At 69.6% G+C, this 13,414-nt stretch carries 12 protein-coding genes; 8 read left to right on the forward strand and 4 right to left on the reverse strand.

Going from position 1 to position 13,414, the window contains the following annotated elements:
• Positions 1-49: 49 nt before the first annotated feature.
• The 6 genes from ilvN (at position 50) to pbpG (ending at position 7,275) form a co-directional block, all read left to right on the forward strand.
• The gene (ilvN, locus tag AC1Q7O_RS02500; RefSeq protein ID WP_268168339.1) at positions 50-541 is read left to right on the forward strand and encodes an acetolactate synthase small subunit; all 492 of its coding nucleotides are present in this window, start codon (positions 50-52) and stop codon (positions 539-541) included.
• 47 nt (positions 542-588) lie between these two features.
• Positions 589-1,605 carry a ketol-acid reductoisomerase gene (ilvC, locus tag AC1Q7O_RS02505; protein ID WP_492658569.1) on the forward strand — a complete coding sequence of 339 codons (1,017 nt, stop codon included), beginning with the start codon at positions 589-591 and terminating at the stop codon, positions 1,603-1,605.
• A gap of 77 nt (positions 1,606-1,682) precedes the next feature.
• On the forward strand, positions 1,683-2,507 hold the full coding sequence (gene pssA, locus AC1Q7O_RS02510; RefSeq protein ID WP_492658568.1) for a CDP-diacylglycerol--serine O-phosphatidyltransferase: 825 nt from the start codon (positions 1,683-1,685) through the stop codon (positions 2,505-2,507).
• Positions 2,508-2,711: 204 nt separating this feature from the next.
• Complete coding sequence (gene leuA / locus AC1Q7O_RS02515; protein ID WP_492658567.1) at positions 2,712-4,400, forward strand: 2-isopropylmalate synthase; 1,689 nt, start codon at positions 2,712-2,714, stop codon at positions 4,398-4,400.
• Positions 4,397-5,938, forward strand: coding sequence for a 2-isopropylmalate synthase (locus AC1Q7O_RS02520; RefSeq protein ID WP_492658566.1), 1,542 nt, complete (start codon positions 4,397-4,399; stop codon positions 5,936-5,938). The genes leuA and AC1Q7O_RS02520 overlap by 4 nt, the downstream gene beginning before the upstream one ends.
• 359 nt (positions 5,939-6,297) lie before the next feature.
• Positions 6,298-7,275, forward strand: coding sequence for a D-alanyl-D-alanine endopeptidase (gene pbpG, locus AC1Q7O_RS02525; protein ID WP_492658659.1), 978 nt, complete (start codon positions 6,298-6,300; stop codon positions 7,273-7,275).
• A gap of 85 nt (positions 7,276-7,360) precedes the next feature.
• Here the strand turns inward: pbpG and AC1Q7O_RS02530 are convergent, their stop codons facing one another.
• Complete coding sequence (locus AC1Q7O_RS02530; protein ID WP_492658565.1) at positions 7,361-8,128, reverse strand: IclR family transcriptional regulator; 768 nt, start codon at positions 8,126-8,128, stop codon at positions 7,361-7,363.
• A 34-nt stretch (positions 8,129-8,162) separates the two neighbouring features.
• Here AC1Q7O_RS02530 and AC1Q7O_RS02535 point away from each other — a divergent pair, with 34 nt between their 5' ends.
• On the forward strand, positions 8,163-9,263 hold the full coding sequence (locus AC1Q7O_RS02535; protein WP_492658564.1) for a TIGR03790 family protein: 1,101 nt from the start codon (positions 8,163-8,165) through the stop codon (positions 9,261-9,263).
• On the opposite strand, the gene hpnE is transcribed toward AC1Q7O_RS02535, so the two are convergent.
• Genes hpnE through hpnC form a run of 3 tightly spaced genes read right to left on the reverse strand, consistent with a single transcriptional unit; the run spans position 9,200 to position 12,143 of the window.
• A complete protein-coding gene (hpnE, locus tag AC1Q7O_RS02540) occupies positions 9,200-10,510 on the reverse strand; it encodes a hydroxysqualene dehydroxylase HpnE (RefSeq protein ID WP_492658563.1) in 1,311 nt (436 codons plus the stop codon). The genes AC1Q7O_RS02535 and hpnE overlap by 64 nt on opposite strands.
• Positions 10,474-11,322 (reverse strand): presqualene diphosphate synthase HpnD, encoded by an 849-nt coding sequence (gene hpnD / locus AC1Q7O_RS02545; RefSeq protein WP_492658562.1) that lies wholly within the window; start codon positions 11,320-11,322, stop codon positions 10,474-10,476. The genes hpnE and hpnD overlap by 37 nt, the downstream gene beginning before the upstream one ends.
• A complete protein-coding gene (hpnC, locus tag AC1Q7O_RS02550; RefSeq protein WP_492658561.1) occupies positions 11,319-12,143 on the reverse strand; it encodes a squalene synthase HpnC in 825 nt (274 codons plus the stop codon). The genes hpnD and hpnC overlap by 4 nt, the downstream gene beginning before the upstream one ends.
• Positions 12,144-12,286: 143 nt before the next feature.
• On the opposite strand from hpnC, the gene AC1Q7O_RS02555 reads away from it, so the two are divergent.
• Positions 12,287-13,414, forward strand: coding sequence for an efflux RND transporter periplasmic adaptor subunit (locus AC1Q7O_RS02555; RefSeq protein WP_492662659.1), 1,128 nt, complete (start codon positions 12,287-12,289; stop codon positions 13,412-13,414).

The raw sequence follows: 13,414 nt of genomic DNA on the forward strand, positions 1-13,414 counted from the left end.
CTCGCCGGTTACCGCCGGCGGCGCTGAAGAGCGCGAAGGACGAGATCCCATGAAACACATCATTGCTTTGCTCATCGAGAACGAGCCCGGTGCGCTGTCGCGCGTCGTCGGCCTGTTCTCCGCCCGCGGCTACAACATCGAGAGCCTGACCGTCGCGCCGACCGAGGACGCCTCGCTGTCGCGCATGACCATCGTGACCACCGGGTCCGACGAGGTCATCGAGCAGATCACCAAGCACCTGAACCGCCTCATCGAGGTCGTCAAGGTCGTCGACCTGACCGAGGGCAACTACACCGAGCGTGAGCTGATGCTCATCAAGGTGCGCGCCGTCGGCAAGGAGCGCGAGGAGATCAAGCGCACCGCCGACATCTTCCGTGGCCGCATCATCGATGTGACCGAGAAGACCTACACCATCGAGCTGACCGGCGACGCCGGCAAGCTCGACGCCTTCATCGACGCGATCGACCGCGCGGCGATCCTGGAAACCGTCCGCACCGGCGCCAGCGGCATTGGCCGCGGCGAGCGCATCCTGCGCGTTTGATCCGTCTTCACCCCCAACACCACCCTTTTTTCCTGGAGCGACCCATCATGAACGTCTACTACGACAAGGACGCCGATCTCAGCCTCATCAAGGGCAAGAACGTCACCATCATCGGCTACGGCTCACAAGGCCACGCCCACGCGCAGAACCTGAACGACAGCGGCTGCAAGGTCACCGTGGCGCTGCGCCGCGGCGGCGCGTCCTGGGCCAAGGCGGAAGGCGCCGGCCTGAAGGTCGCCGAGATCGCCGAGGCCGTGAAGTCGGCCGACGTCGTCATGATCCTGCTGCCCGACGAGCAGATCGCCGACGTCTACAACAAGGAAGTCGCCCCCAACCTGAAGGCCGGCGCCTCGCTGGCCTTCGCCCACGGCTTCAACGTGCACTACGGCCAGGTGCAGCCGCGCGCCGACATCGACGTCTGGATGGTCGCCCCCAAGGCCCCCGGCCACACCGTGCGCGGCACCTACCGCCAGGGTGGCGGCGTGCCCCACCTGATCGCCATCTACCAGGACACCACCGGCAAGGCCCGTGACCTGGCCCTGAGCTACGCTGCGGCCAACGGCGGCGGCAAGGCCGGCATCATCGAGACCTCGTTCCGTGAAGAGACCGAGACCGACCTGTTCGGCGAGCAGGCCGTGCTGTGCGGCGGTGCCGTGGAGCTGATCAAGGCGGGCTTCGAGACGCTGACGGAAGCCGGCTACGCGCCCGAGATGGCCTACTTCGAGTGCCTGCACGAGCTCAAGCTCATCGTGGACCTGATCTACGAAGGCGGTATCGCGAACATGAACTACTCGATCTCGAACAACGCCGAGTACGGTGAGTACGTGACCGGCCCGCGCGTCGTCACCGAGGACACCAAGAACGCGATGCGCCAGTGCCTGAAGGACATCCAGACCGGCGAGTACGCCAAGTCCTTCATCCTGGAGAACAAGGCCGGCGCCCCGACGCTGATCAGCCGCCGCCGCCTGACCGCCGAGCACCCCATCGAGCAGGTGGGCGCCAAGCTGCGCGACATGATGCCGTGGATCAAGGCCAACAAGCTGGTCGACAAGTCCAAGAACTGATCCTTCCGGCTCAGACACGAGGCCGCGCCCGCGAGGGCGCGGCCTTTGCTTTTTGCCGCTGCGCTATCCTGCCGCCCATGACCCCTGATCCCATCGAGGACGACGAGCCCAGCCTCGCCGTCCGCCCGCGCCGCAAAGGCATTTACGCGCTGCCCAACGCCATCACGCTGGGCGCACTGTTCAGCGCCTTCTACGCCATCGTCATGGCCATGAACGGCCGCTTCGAGGTGGCCTGCGTGGCCATCTTCGCCGCCGCCATCCTCGACAGCCTGGATGGCCGCGTCGCGCGCATGACCAACACGCAGTCCGCCTTCGGCGAGCAGATGGACAGCCTGTCCGACATGGTGGCCTTCGGCGCCGCGCCGGCGCTGATCGTCTACATGTGGGCGCTGAAGGACATGGGCAAGCCGGGTTGGATCCCGGCCTTCGTCTACATCGCCGGCGCGGCGCTGCGCTTGGCGCGCTTCAACGTCAACATCGGCGTGGTCGACAAGCGCTACTTCCAGGGCCTGCCGAGCCCCGCCGCGGCGGCGCTGGTCATCGGACTGATCTGGGCGGTCGTCGACCAGGCCAGCTACACCGGCGTGCAGCCGGGCAGCTGGGTCGCGTGGGCGGCCTACGGCATCACGCTGTTCGCCGGGCTTTCGATGGTGACGAACGCTCCCTTCTACAGCTTCAAAGTGTTCGACAGAAGGCGCTCCGTGCCTTTCTTTGTGCTGGTCGTGATCATGCTCGGCATCGGTCTCGCCGCACTCGATCCATCGCGCGTTCTCTTCGGTGTCTTCTGTGTTTACGGGCTGTCGGGCTATGTCATCTATGCCTGGCGCAAGGCCAAGGGCAAGCCCGTCAGCGTCATCTCCACGAGCACCGACGAGCCCGACGAGCGCGGCTTGCACCAGTAGGCTTTCGTGCTAGATTCCAGCCCCATGAGCCGCGTCACGCGAATTGAACTGCTACTAGCCCTAGAGGAACCACGGGTTCGCTAGTCAGTCGCGCACGCACCACGCTCACACCTGACCCCAACGGCCCGTTTGCAACCGCAGCGGGCCGTTCGTGTTTTCCAAGGCTGCCGGTTGCCCCCACTCCCCCCGGATGGAACAAGCACCATGTTGAAGCAACCGCAGCTCAAGTACCGCCCCTTCGCACCGATCGCACTGCCGGACCGCACCTGGCCCGATGCCGTGCTGACCCGCGCGCCGATCTGGCTGAGCACCGACCTGCGGGACGGCAACCAGGCGCTCATCGAGCCCATGGACATCGCGCGCAAGCTGCGCATGTTCCAGCAGCTCGTGAAGATTGGCTTCAAGGAGATCGAGGTCGGCTTCCCGTCCGCGTCGCAGACCGAGTTCGATTTCGTGCGCCTGCTCATCGACGGCGGTCACATCCCCGACGACGTGACCATCCAGGTGCTGACACAGGCGCGGTCCCACCTGATCGAGCGCACCTTCGAGGCGCTGGACGGCGCCAGGCGCGTCATCGTCCACGTCTACAACGCGGTGGCGCCCATCATGCGCCGCGTCGTGCTGGGGCAGGACGAGGACGGCATCGTCGAGCTGGCCGCCTCGCACGCCCGCCAGATCAAGGACCTGGCCGCCACGCGGCCGGGCACGGACTGGCGCTTCGAGTACTCGCCCGAGATGTTCTCGGGCACCGAGCTGGCCTTCAGCAAGCGCGTCGTCGATGCGGTCACCGCCGTGTGGGCGCCGACGCCCGAACGCAAGTGCATCATCAACCTGCCGTCCACGGTCGAGCACAGCACGCCCAACATCTTCGCGGACATGATCGAGTGGATGCACCGCCACCTCGAGCGGCGCGACAGCATCGTGCTGTCGGTCCATCCGCACAACGACCGCGGCACGGGCACGGCGGCCGGCGAGCTGGCGCTGATGGCCGGCGCCGACCGCGTCGAGGGTTGCCTGTTCGGCAACGGCGAGCGCACCGGCAACGTCGACCTCGTCAACATCGCACTGAATCTCTACACCCAGGGTGTGGACCCGCAGCTGGACTTCTCGGACATCGACGAGGTGCGCCGCTGCGTTGAGCACTGCACGCAGATCCCGGTCCACCCACGCCATCCGTACGTGGGCGATCTCGTGTACACCTCCTTCTCGGGCTCCCACCAGGACGCCATCAAGAAGGCCTTTGCGGCCCGCCAGCCCAGCGACATCTGGGACATGCCCTACCTGCCCATCGACCCCAAGGACCTTGGGCGCAGCTACGACGCGGTCATTCGCGTCAATAGCCAGTCGGGCAAGGGCGGCATCGCCTACCTGCTGGAGACCGAGTACGGGCTGGAACTGCCGCGCCGGCTGCAGATCGAGTTCAGCCAGGTCGTGCAGCGCGTCATGGACGACGCCGGCAAGGAGCTGACGGCTGCGGACATCCATGCCATCTTCGAGCGCGAGTACGGCATCGGCAGCGCTGCCGCCGCCGTCGTGCAGCCGCAGATGACCGAGGTGGCGGGCGGCGCGATGCGGCTGTCGGCCGAGGTCGTGCTGGGCGGCTGGATGGGCCACGTGCAGGGCGAGGGCAACGGGCCCATCGACGCCTTCGTCAACGCGCTGTCCGCCCGCCTGGGCCAGGAAGTCCGCGTGCTGGACTACCACGAGCACGCCATCGGCAGCGGCGCCGACGCGCGCGCGGTGGCCTACCTGGAGCTGCGCGTGGGCGACGTGACGCGCCACGGCGTCGGCATTGATGGCAGCATCGTGCGTGCATCCATGCAGGCCATCCTGTCCGGCCTGTCCCGCGCACCCGTCACGGTGCCCCAGATTCGAGAGGAAAACGTGCGATGACCGACAAGCTCATCATCTTCGACACCACGCTGCGCGACGGCGAGCAGTCGCCCGGCGCGTCCATGACGCGCGAGGAAAAGCTGCGCATCGCGCGCCAGCTGGAGCGCATGAAGGTCGACGTCATCGAGGCCGGCTTCGCGGCGTCCAGCAACGGCGACTTCGAGGCCGTGAAGGCCATCGCCGCGGCCATCAAGGACAGCACCGTCTGCTCGCTGGCCCGCGCCAATGACCGCGACATCTCGCGCGCCGCCGAGGCGCTGGCCGGCGCCAGCAGCGCGCGCATCCACACCTTCATCGCCACCAGCGAACTCCACATGGAGAAGAAGCTGCGCATGACGCGCGAGCAGGTGCTGGACCAGGCGACGCTGGCGGTGCGCTTCGCGCGCAACCTGTGCGGCGACATCGAGTTCTCGCCCGAGGACGGCTACCGCTCCGACATCGACTTCCTGGCCCGCGTCTGCGAGGCGGTGATCCGCGAGGGCGCCGGCACCATCAACATCCCCGACACGGTGGGCTACGCCATCCCCGAGCTGTACGGCGACTTCATCCGCCGCCTGCGCGAGAAGGTGCCCAACAGCGACCAGGCCATCTGGAGCGTGCACTGCCACAACGACCTGGGCATGGCCGTCGCGAACTCGCTGGCCGGCGTGAAGCTGGGCGGCGCGCGGCAGATCGAGTGCACGATCAACGGCCTGGGCGAGCGGGCCGGCAACTGTTCGCTCGAAGAGGTCGTCATGGCCGTGCGCACGCGGCGCGACTACTTCGGCCTGGACGTCGGCATCGAGACGGCGCAGATCGTGCCCGCATCCAAGCTGGTCTCTCAGACCACCGGCTTCGTCGTGCAGCCCAACAAGGCCGTCGTCGGCGCCAACGCGTTCGCGCATGCCAGCGGCATCCACCAGGACGGCGTGCTCAAGGCGCGCGACACCTACGAGATCATGCGCGCCGAGGACGTGGGATGGGCGGCCAACAAGATCGTGCTGGGCAAGCTGTCGGGCCGCAACGCGTTCAAGCAGCGGCTGCAGGAACTGGGTATCGAGCTGGAGAGCGAGGCCGAGGTCAACGCCGCCTTCGTGCGCTTCAAGGACCTGGCCGACCGCAAGAACGAGATCTTCGACGAGGACATCATCGCGCTCGTCATGGACGAGTCGGTGACGGCCGAGCAGGAGCACTTCCGGCTGCTGTCGCTGTCGCAGCGCAGCGAGACCGGCGAGCGCCCGCATGCGGCCATCGTCTTCGCGATGGGCGCGCAGGAGCACCGCGCCGAGAGCGACGGCAACGGCCCGGTGGACGCGACGCTGCAGGCCATCGAGTCGGTCGTGCAGTCCGGCGCCGAGATGCTGCTGTACTCCGTCAACGCCATCACCGGCGGCAGCACCGAGTCGCAGGGCGAGGTGACGGTGCGGCTGCAGCATGCCGGCCGCGTCGTCAACGGCGTGGGGGCCGACCCGGACATCGTCGTGGCCTCGGCCAAGGCCTATCTGTCGGCGCTGAACAAGCTGCAGAGCAAGGCCGAGCGGGTCGCGGCCCAGGGGTAGCCGCCGCCCGGGCGCTGTAACCGGCGTGACCCGCGTCACGCCGGCCGCAATCGTTACCTGCCGGTGTGGAATCTGGCGCGAATTCGCCCCGCTGCTCGCGCTTCCCGCACCGGGCGCCGGCCACAGAATCGCGCCAAGGCCACCCGCGGGCAGCGTGCGGGACGGGCCGGTGGGCCATCTGGGGCTGATCCTGATACACGTCGTCTGTCAGCCCAGGCCTACTTGCGAACGTTGGACCCGCTGCAACGCGATGGGACCGGCACGAGACCTCACTTGAGGTATCTGGCCTAAGTTCTTATCTTGTCAGTGATTTTGGCGTCACGTACACTGCCGCCCTGCCGTTGGGGACCCCGTTGAAGATTCCATTCGCCGCCGTATTCCTGAGCCTCAGCCTGCTGGCCGTGACCGGCACGGCCGAGGCCGCCGCCAGCAAATCCACCAAGGCCAAGGCGTCCGCCACGCAGACGCGCAAGGTCAAGTCCGTCGTGCTGCGCAAGCAGGCCGCGCCGGTGGTGCGCGCCGTGCCCACGTTCGGTCAGGTGGCCGGCCTGCACGAGGCGGACGACCCGCTGTCGCTGAAGTCCAGCGTCGCCTACGTGCTGGACCAGAACACCAACGAGGTGCTGTTCTCCAAGAACCCGCAGGCCGTGCTGCCCATCGCGTCCATCACCAAGCTGATGACGGCGCTGGTGGTCGTCGAGTCCGGCCTGCCGCTGGACGAGAAGCTGACGGTCACCGACGAGGACAAGGACACCGAGAAGAACACGGGCTCGCGGCTGGCCTTTGGCACCACGCTGACGCGCGGCGAGATGCTGCACCTGGCGTTGATGTCCAGCGAGAACCGCGCTGCCCACGCGCTGGGCCGCAACTATCCCGGTGGCCTGTCGGCCTTCGTCACGGCCATGAACGCCAAGGCCGTGGCCCTGGGCATGACGGACACGCACTACGTGGAGCCCACCGGCCTGTCCAGCAGCAACCAGAGCAGCGCGGCCGACCTGGCCAAGCTCGTCAACGTGACCAGCCAGGTGCCCATCCTGCGCGAGCTGTCCACGTCGCGCGAGGCGCGCGTGTCGCTGGGCAAGCGCCTTGTGCAGTTCCGCTCCACCAACGGCCTGCTGTCCAACCCGCTGTGGGACATCGGCCTGCAGAAGACCGGCTTCATCAACGAGGCCGGCAAATGCCTGGTTATGCAGGCCAGCATGGCGGGCCGCAAGTTGATCATGGTGTTCCTGGATTCCAGCGGCAAGGCGTCGCGGATCGCCGATGCCGAGCGCATGCGCAAGTGGCTGGCGTCCCAGCCGGGCGAGCAGGCGGCGACGGTGTCGACCAAGTTCTGACGGTTGATCCGTCCATGAAAACGGCGCCTCACGGCGCCGTTTCTGTTTCCGAAGCGCGGGCTGAACGGGTCGAGAGGCCCCTGTTTCAGGCCCGGTAGCCCAGCGCCGTGGAGATCTGCGCGGCCGTCTCCTTCAGTCGCACCACCCAGCCTTCCTCCAGCCGGTCGGCCGGGGCCGAGATGGACAGGCCGGCCACCAGCTTGGCCTGGTCGTCGTAGATGCCGGCGGCCATGCAGCGCACGCCCAGCTCCAGCTCCTCGTCGTCGCGGGCGATGCCGCGCTGGCGCACCATGGCCAGCTCGCGCTCCAGCGCGCCGATGTCGGTGAGGCTGTTGCGCGTGTGGCCCGACAGCCCCGTGCGCGTCGCGTAGGCGCGCACGCGCGGGCTGTCGTCGCTGGCCAGGAACAGCTTGCCCACCGACGTGAGATGCAGCGGCGCGCGGCCGCCGACGGCGCGCACGACCTGCATGCCCGAGCGCTCGGAGTAGGTGCGCTCGATGTAGACGATCTCGTCGCCCTGGCGCACCGACAGGTTGACCGGCTGGTGGGTGAACTTGTGCAGCTCGCGCATCGCGGGCAGCGCGGCGTCGCGCACGTCCAGCCGTGCCTTCACGAGGTTGCCCAGCTCCAGCATGCGCATGCCCAGGCGGTAGCTGCCGGCTTCGGGGCGGTCGACGAAGCGACCCAGCGTCAGGTCATTGAGAATGCGGTGGGCCGTCGACGGGTGCAGGCCGGTCGACTCCGACAAGGCCTTCAGCGACACCGGGTCCTGGTGCTGGGCCAGCACGTCCAGCAGCGCAAACATGCGCTCCAGCACCTGGATCGCCGGGGTTTGCGCTTCTTTGGATTTCATGCCGTCATTGTGGGGGAGATTGCTGGTGTTTTGTATGGCGAAAGCGGGCTTCAGAACGTGGCAAGCCCTGGGGGTGCTGCTGCTGTGCGCCGGCGCGGGCCTGGCCCAGGCGGCCGACGCGTCCGCGGCGTGGCTGCGCATGCCCAAGCTGTACGGCCGCATCACCGCGGCGGAACTGGGCCTGGTCATCAACACGGCCGACCCGTACTCGGTGACCATTGGCGAGTACTACGCCCGGCGCCGCGGCATCCCGGACGCCAACGTCGTGCGCGTGCAGCTGCCGCAGCGCGCCAGCCTGACGCGTGACGAGTTCACCGCGCTGAACGACGCCCTCCGCAGCCAGTTGCCCGAGAGCGTCAACGGCCTGGCGCTGGCCTGGGTGCAGCCCTACGCGGTGGACTGCAATTCGCTGACCAGTGCGCTAGGCCAGGGGCTGCAGCCCGACGTCTGCGCCAACAGCTGCGCGCCCACGCGGCCCAGCGCCTACGTGAGCTACTTCGGCGCCCGGCCGTGGGTGGTGCTGGGGCTGAGGCCGGCCATGCAGCTGGCGGCGCGCTCGGTGCCGGCCGCGATGGCGATGATCGAGCGCGGCATCGCGTCGGACCACCTGCTGGCCGCCGGCGCGGTGCAACCCGTGGTGGCCTACCTCGCCGCCACGCCCGACGCCAACCGCAACGTCCGCGAGCGGCTGTTCCCGCCGGCGGGCCCGGTGCCGGGCGTGGCCGGCTTCGAGGTCGCACGGGTCAGGAGCGACGCGCTGCCGGCCATGCGCCGCACGCTGGTCTACCAGACCGGCCTGGCCCGCGTGCCGGCGCCGCTGGGTGGCGAGTGGCTGCCCGGCGCGCTGGCCGACCACCTGACGTCGTTCGGCGGGCAGCTGGACCGCCCGGTGGGCGAGGGCCAGATGAACATCCTGGACTGGATCGACGCTGGCGCCACGGCCAGCTACGGCACGGTCAGCGAGCCCTGCAACCACCTGCAGAAGTTCCCGCACCCGCAGGTGCTGATCCAGGCCTACGCGCAGGGCGTCAGCGCGCTGGAGGCCTACTGGCACAGCGTCGCCTGGCCGGCTCAGGGCGTGTTCGTCGGCGAGCCCCTGGCTGCGCCGTTCGCGCCGGTGCCGGCGACGCCCTGAGCGGCGTCGCGCCCCGCGCGCACAGCGCCTTCCAGCGTGGCCGGGTAGGGGCCGTCGACGTAGTCCCCGGCCGCCCACAGGCCCGGCGCGATGAAGGCCGGCGGCCGTGCGAGGCCGGGCGTGCACGCGAAGGTGGCGCGCTTCTCGGTCAGCACCTTGTCGACGACGGGTGGCGTGGCCCAGGCCAGCTCGCGCGTCGCCTGCGCCAGCACGGCGTCGGCGCAGCCGCCGCGCGCCACCCACGGCGCGGCGCCGCTGACGACGAAGGCGAAGCGGCCCGGCGCGCCGCCTAAAGCGCCATGGTCGAAGACGAACTGGGCCGGTGAGTCCGCGCCCTCGCGCAGCGCCAGCATCGGCGAGGGCAGGGCGCTGCCGGGGCTGTGCAGGTAGACGGTGATGATGGGCTCGAAGCCCAGGCCTTGTGCCGTGGCCGACCAGGCGGGCGCGATGCCTGCAGTCAGCCGCGCGGCCTCCACGCTGGTGCAAGCCAGCACGACCGCATCGAAGGCCTCGCCGTCCACGCGCCAGCCGGGTTCGAGGGCGTGCACCCGCGCGCCCAGCCGCAGCCGCTCGCCCAGCCATGCCGTTGCCGGGCCGGCCAGCAGCTCGGACAGCGGTCGCCGCGGCAGCAGCAGGTCGGCGCTGCCGGCGCCGCTGAACAGCGCGTCCTTCAGCACGCGCAGGAAGACACGGGCGCTGGCCTGGGATGCCGGCGTGTTCAGTGCCGCCACGCACAGCGGTTCGATCAGGTCGCGCTTGACCGGCCCAGGCAGGCCTGCGCACAGCTGGGCGACGCTCAAGGCCGCGTCGCAGCGGAAGCCTCGCGCCAGCCAGCCGCCGGCCGCCAGCAGCAGCCCCAGCCGCGCGCCGAGCGGCCAGCCGCCGTGCGCCAGCACGCCGCGCGTGAAGGCGACGAGTGGCGGGCCCGGCGGCAGCCGCAGTCCCGGCTCGCCGGGATAGGGCAGGGCCAGCGGCAGGCGCTTCAGCACCGCGTTCGGGTCCACGCCCAGGCGGCGCATCAGCGCGAGGCTGTCGCGGTAGGCGCCGATGAGAATGTGCTGGCCGTTGTCGTAGTCAGGCGCCCCGGCCACGCTGCGCGCGCGGCCGCCGAGCTGCGGCGCCATCTCGAAGACGGTGGTGTTATGGCCCGCATCGGCCAGCGTGACGGCGGCCGAGATGCCGGCCCAGCCGCCTCCGACGACGGCGACCTTCAACGTCCGCGCCAGTTGGTTTTCATCGCGATCCACAGCTTGCGCACCGGCGTCAGCGAGATGCGCTGGTGCAGCACCTGGAAGTTCTCGCGCTCGATCTCGACGAGCAGCGCGCGGTAGATGTTGGCCATCATCAGCCCGGGCTTCTGCGCGGCGCGGTCGGCGGCGGGCAGCAGCGCCAGCGCCTCGTCGTAGAGCTGGTGCGCGCGCTGGGCCTGGAACTGCATCAGCGCCGTGAAGCGCTCGCTGTAGCCCCAGGGCTTGCTGCGCAACAGGATCTCGTTGGCCTTCACGCCGAACTGCTGCAGCTCGTTCACCGGCAGGTAGATGCGGCCGCGGCGCGCGTCGTCGCCGACGTCGCGGATGATGTTGGTCAGCTGCATGGCCAGGCCCAGCTTGTGGGCGTACTGCACCGTCTGCGGCTGCGTGCGGCCGAAGATGCCGCTGGCCACCTCGCCGACGATGCCGGCCACCAGGTGGCAGTAGCGCTGCAGGCCGGCGTAGTCCAGGTAGCGCGTCTGCTGCAGGTCCATCTCGCAGCCTTCGATGACGGCATTCAGGTGCTCCAGCCGGATGTCGTAGGCCGCCACATGCGGCATCAGCGCCTTCATGGCCGGGTGGCTGGGCTGGCCGGCGAAGGCGGCCGTGGCTTCCTTGCGCCACCAGGCCAGCTTGGTGGCGGCGACGCCCGGGTCCTGCGTCTCGTCGACGACGTCGTCGACCTCGCGGCAGAACGCGTAGAAGGCCGTGATGGCCGCGCGCCGCGGCGGCGGCAGGAACAGGAAGGCGTAATAGAAGCTGGAGCCGCTGGCGGCGGCTTTCTCCTGGACGTATTGCTCTGGGGTCATGATGTGGCCCGCATTGTCAGCGCACGCCACAGCAGCCGGGGCAGGTCCCAAGCGGTGACGGCGGGGCGGCGCAACAGGCTGTCGTGGCCGCCGGCGGCGATCTTGTCGAGGATCAGCAGCCCGCCCTGCACGACCAGGCGCAGCTCCCAGCCGGCGCGGCCGGGCAGCGTGCGGGCCAGCGGCGCGCCGGCGCGCATCAGTGCGCGGGCCCAGCCGCAGAGGTCGGCGATCAGCGCGCGGGCTGCCGCGCTGTCCCGGCAGGCCAGCACGTCGTCGGCGGTGAGGCCGTGGCGGTCCAGGTCGTCCTGCGGCACGTAGAGCCGGCCGTTGGGGCCGTCGCGGGTGAAGTCCTGCCAGAAGTTGATGAGCTGCAGCGCCGAGCAGATCGCGTCCGAACGGCGCAGCGAGTCGGCGTCGGTCACGCCGTACAGCCCCAGCAGCAGGCGGCCGACCGGGTTGGCCGAGCGGCGGCAGTAGTCCAGCAGGTGGGGGCGGTCGCGGTAGCGGGGCGGCGCCAGGTCCTGCTCGAAGGCGTCCAGCAGGTCATGCAGCAGTGCCGGCTGCAGGCGGTGCATCTCGCGCGCCAGCGGCGTGAAGACCCGCGGCCAGCGCGGCGACGGCGGCCGGCCGGCGACGGTGGCGGCCAGGTCGGCGCGGTAGTCGTGAAGCGCCTGGCGGCGCTCGGCGGTGCTGGCGTCGCCCTCGTCGGCCAGGTCGTCGGCGGTGCGGGCGAAGTGGTACAGGGCCACGACGGCCGGTCGCAACGCGGGCGGGCACAGCACGGAGGCAACGGGGAAGTTCTCGTAGTGGTCGACGCTCAAGCTGTTTCTCAACTTCCGCTTGCAAATGCCCGCCGTTCCAGCGAACCTCTTCGAGGTTTGACAGTCGTCACAGGGTCTGAATACATTACTGACCCGCCGGTCATTAAATTTAGAGGCTGGCGCCCATCTCTGCCGAGGTCTGCATGCCCCATCTTTTGCGTCTCGCGCCGCCCCTGTTGTTGGCGGTACTGCTTTCGGCCTGCGGTAAGCAAGCTGCCGCGCCGGAGCCCGAGCGCGCGGTTCGGACCCAGCTGGTCAATGCCGGCGTGGCGAGCGCCAGCCATGAGTATGCGGCCGAGGTGAAGGCGCGGGTCGAATCGCGGCTGTCCTTCCGCGTCAGCGGCAAGCTGCTGGAGCGCCGCGTGAACCTGGGCGATACCGTGAAGGCCGGCCAGGTGCTGGCGCGCATCGACGGGCAGGACCTGAAGCTGGCCGAAGCGGCGGCCACCGCCGGCGTGGCCGCGGCGCGTACCAACCGCGACCAGATGGGCGCCGACTACAAGCGCTTCGTCGACCTGCAGCGCCAGGGATTCATCAGCACGGCCGAGCTGGAGCGGCGCGATTCGGCCTTCAAGGCGGCCCAGGCCCAGCTGGAGCAGGCCAAGGCGCAGGCCGATGTGCAGGGAAACCAGGCGGCTTACGCGCAGCTGCTGGCCGACGGCGCCGGCGTCGTCACCGGCGTCAATGCCGAGCCGGGCCAGGTGCTGGCCGCCGGTACGCCGGTGTTCAGCGTCGCGCTGGACGGCCCGCGCGACGTCGTCTTCTCGGTGCCCGAGGACCAGATCGCCCGCGTGAAGGCCGCGGCCAGCCTGCCTGGCGCGCTGAAGGTGCGGCTGTGGGGCAGCGACAAGACCGCGCCTCTGACGCTGCGCGAGATGGCCGCCGCGGCGGACCCGGTCACGCGCACCTTCCTCATCAAGGCCGACGCCGGCAAGCTGGACGTGAAGCTGGGCCAGAGCGCCACCGTCGTGCTGGACCTGCCGCAGATGGCCGGCGTCATCAAGCTGCCGCTGGCGGCGGTGCTGCAGCAGGAGGGCAAGACCTCGGTGTGGCTGCTGGACCCGGCGTCCATGACCGTCAAGGCCCAGCCGGTGCAGGTGGGGGGCGCCGAGGGCAACGACGTGGTCATCGCGGGTGGCCTGAGTGCCGGTCAGGAGGTCGTCGTGGCCGGGGTCCACGTGCTGGCGCCGGGGCAGAAGGTCAAGCGCTACGTGCCGCCGCGCGCGGCCGCGGCCGCGGCCCCGCCCGCCGCTGCGGCAGCCTCTCGCTGA

The sequence above is a fragment of the Roseateles sp. GW823-FHT07B05 genome (assembly GCF_058794515.1).

Bases quoted from the DNA above. Each gene is read 5' to 3' on its own strand.
- hpnD (WP_492658562.1), bottom strand. From the start codon at position 11,322: ATGACCCCAGAGCAATACGTCCAGGAGAAAGCCGCCGCCAGCGGCTCC.
- AC1Q7O_RS02530 (WP_492658565.1), bottom strand. From the start codon at position 8,128: ATGAAATCCAAAGAAGCGCAAACCCCGGCGATCCAGGTGCTGGAGCGC.
- AC1Q7O_RS02535 (WP_492658564.1), top strand. From the start codon at position 8,163: ATGGCGAAAGCGGGCTTCAGAACGTGGCAAGCCCTGGGGGTGCTGCTG.
- ilvC (WP_492658569.1), top strand. From the start codon at position 589: ATGAACGTCTACTACGACAAGGACGCCGATCTCAGCCTCATCAAGGGC.
- pssA (WP_492658568.1), top strand. From the start codon at position 1,683: ATGACCCCTGATCCCATCGAGGACGACGAGCCCAGCCTCGCCGTCCGC.
- AC1Q7O_RS02555 (WP_492662659.1), top strand. From the start codon at position 12,287: ATGCCCCATCTTTTGCGTCTCGCGCCGCCCCTGTTGTTGGCGGTACTG.
- AC1Q7O_RS02520 (WP_492658566.1), top strand. From the start codon at position 4,397: ATGACCGACAAGCTCATCATCTTCGACACCACGCTGCGCGACGGCGAG.
- leuA (WP_492658567.1), top strand. From the start codon at position 2,712: ATGTTGAAGCAACCGCAGCTCAAGTACCGCCCCTTCGCACCGATCGCA.
- ilvN (WP_268168339.1), top strand. From the start codon at position 50: ATGAAACACATCATTGCTTTGCTCATCGAGAACGAGCCCGGTGCGCTG.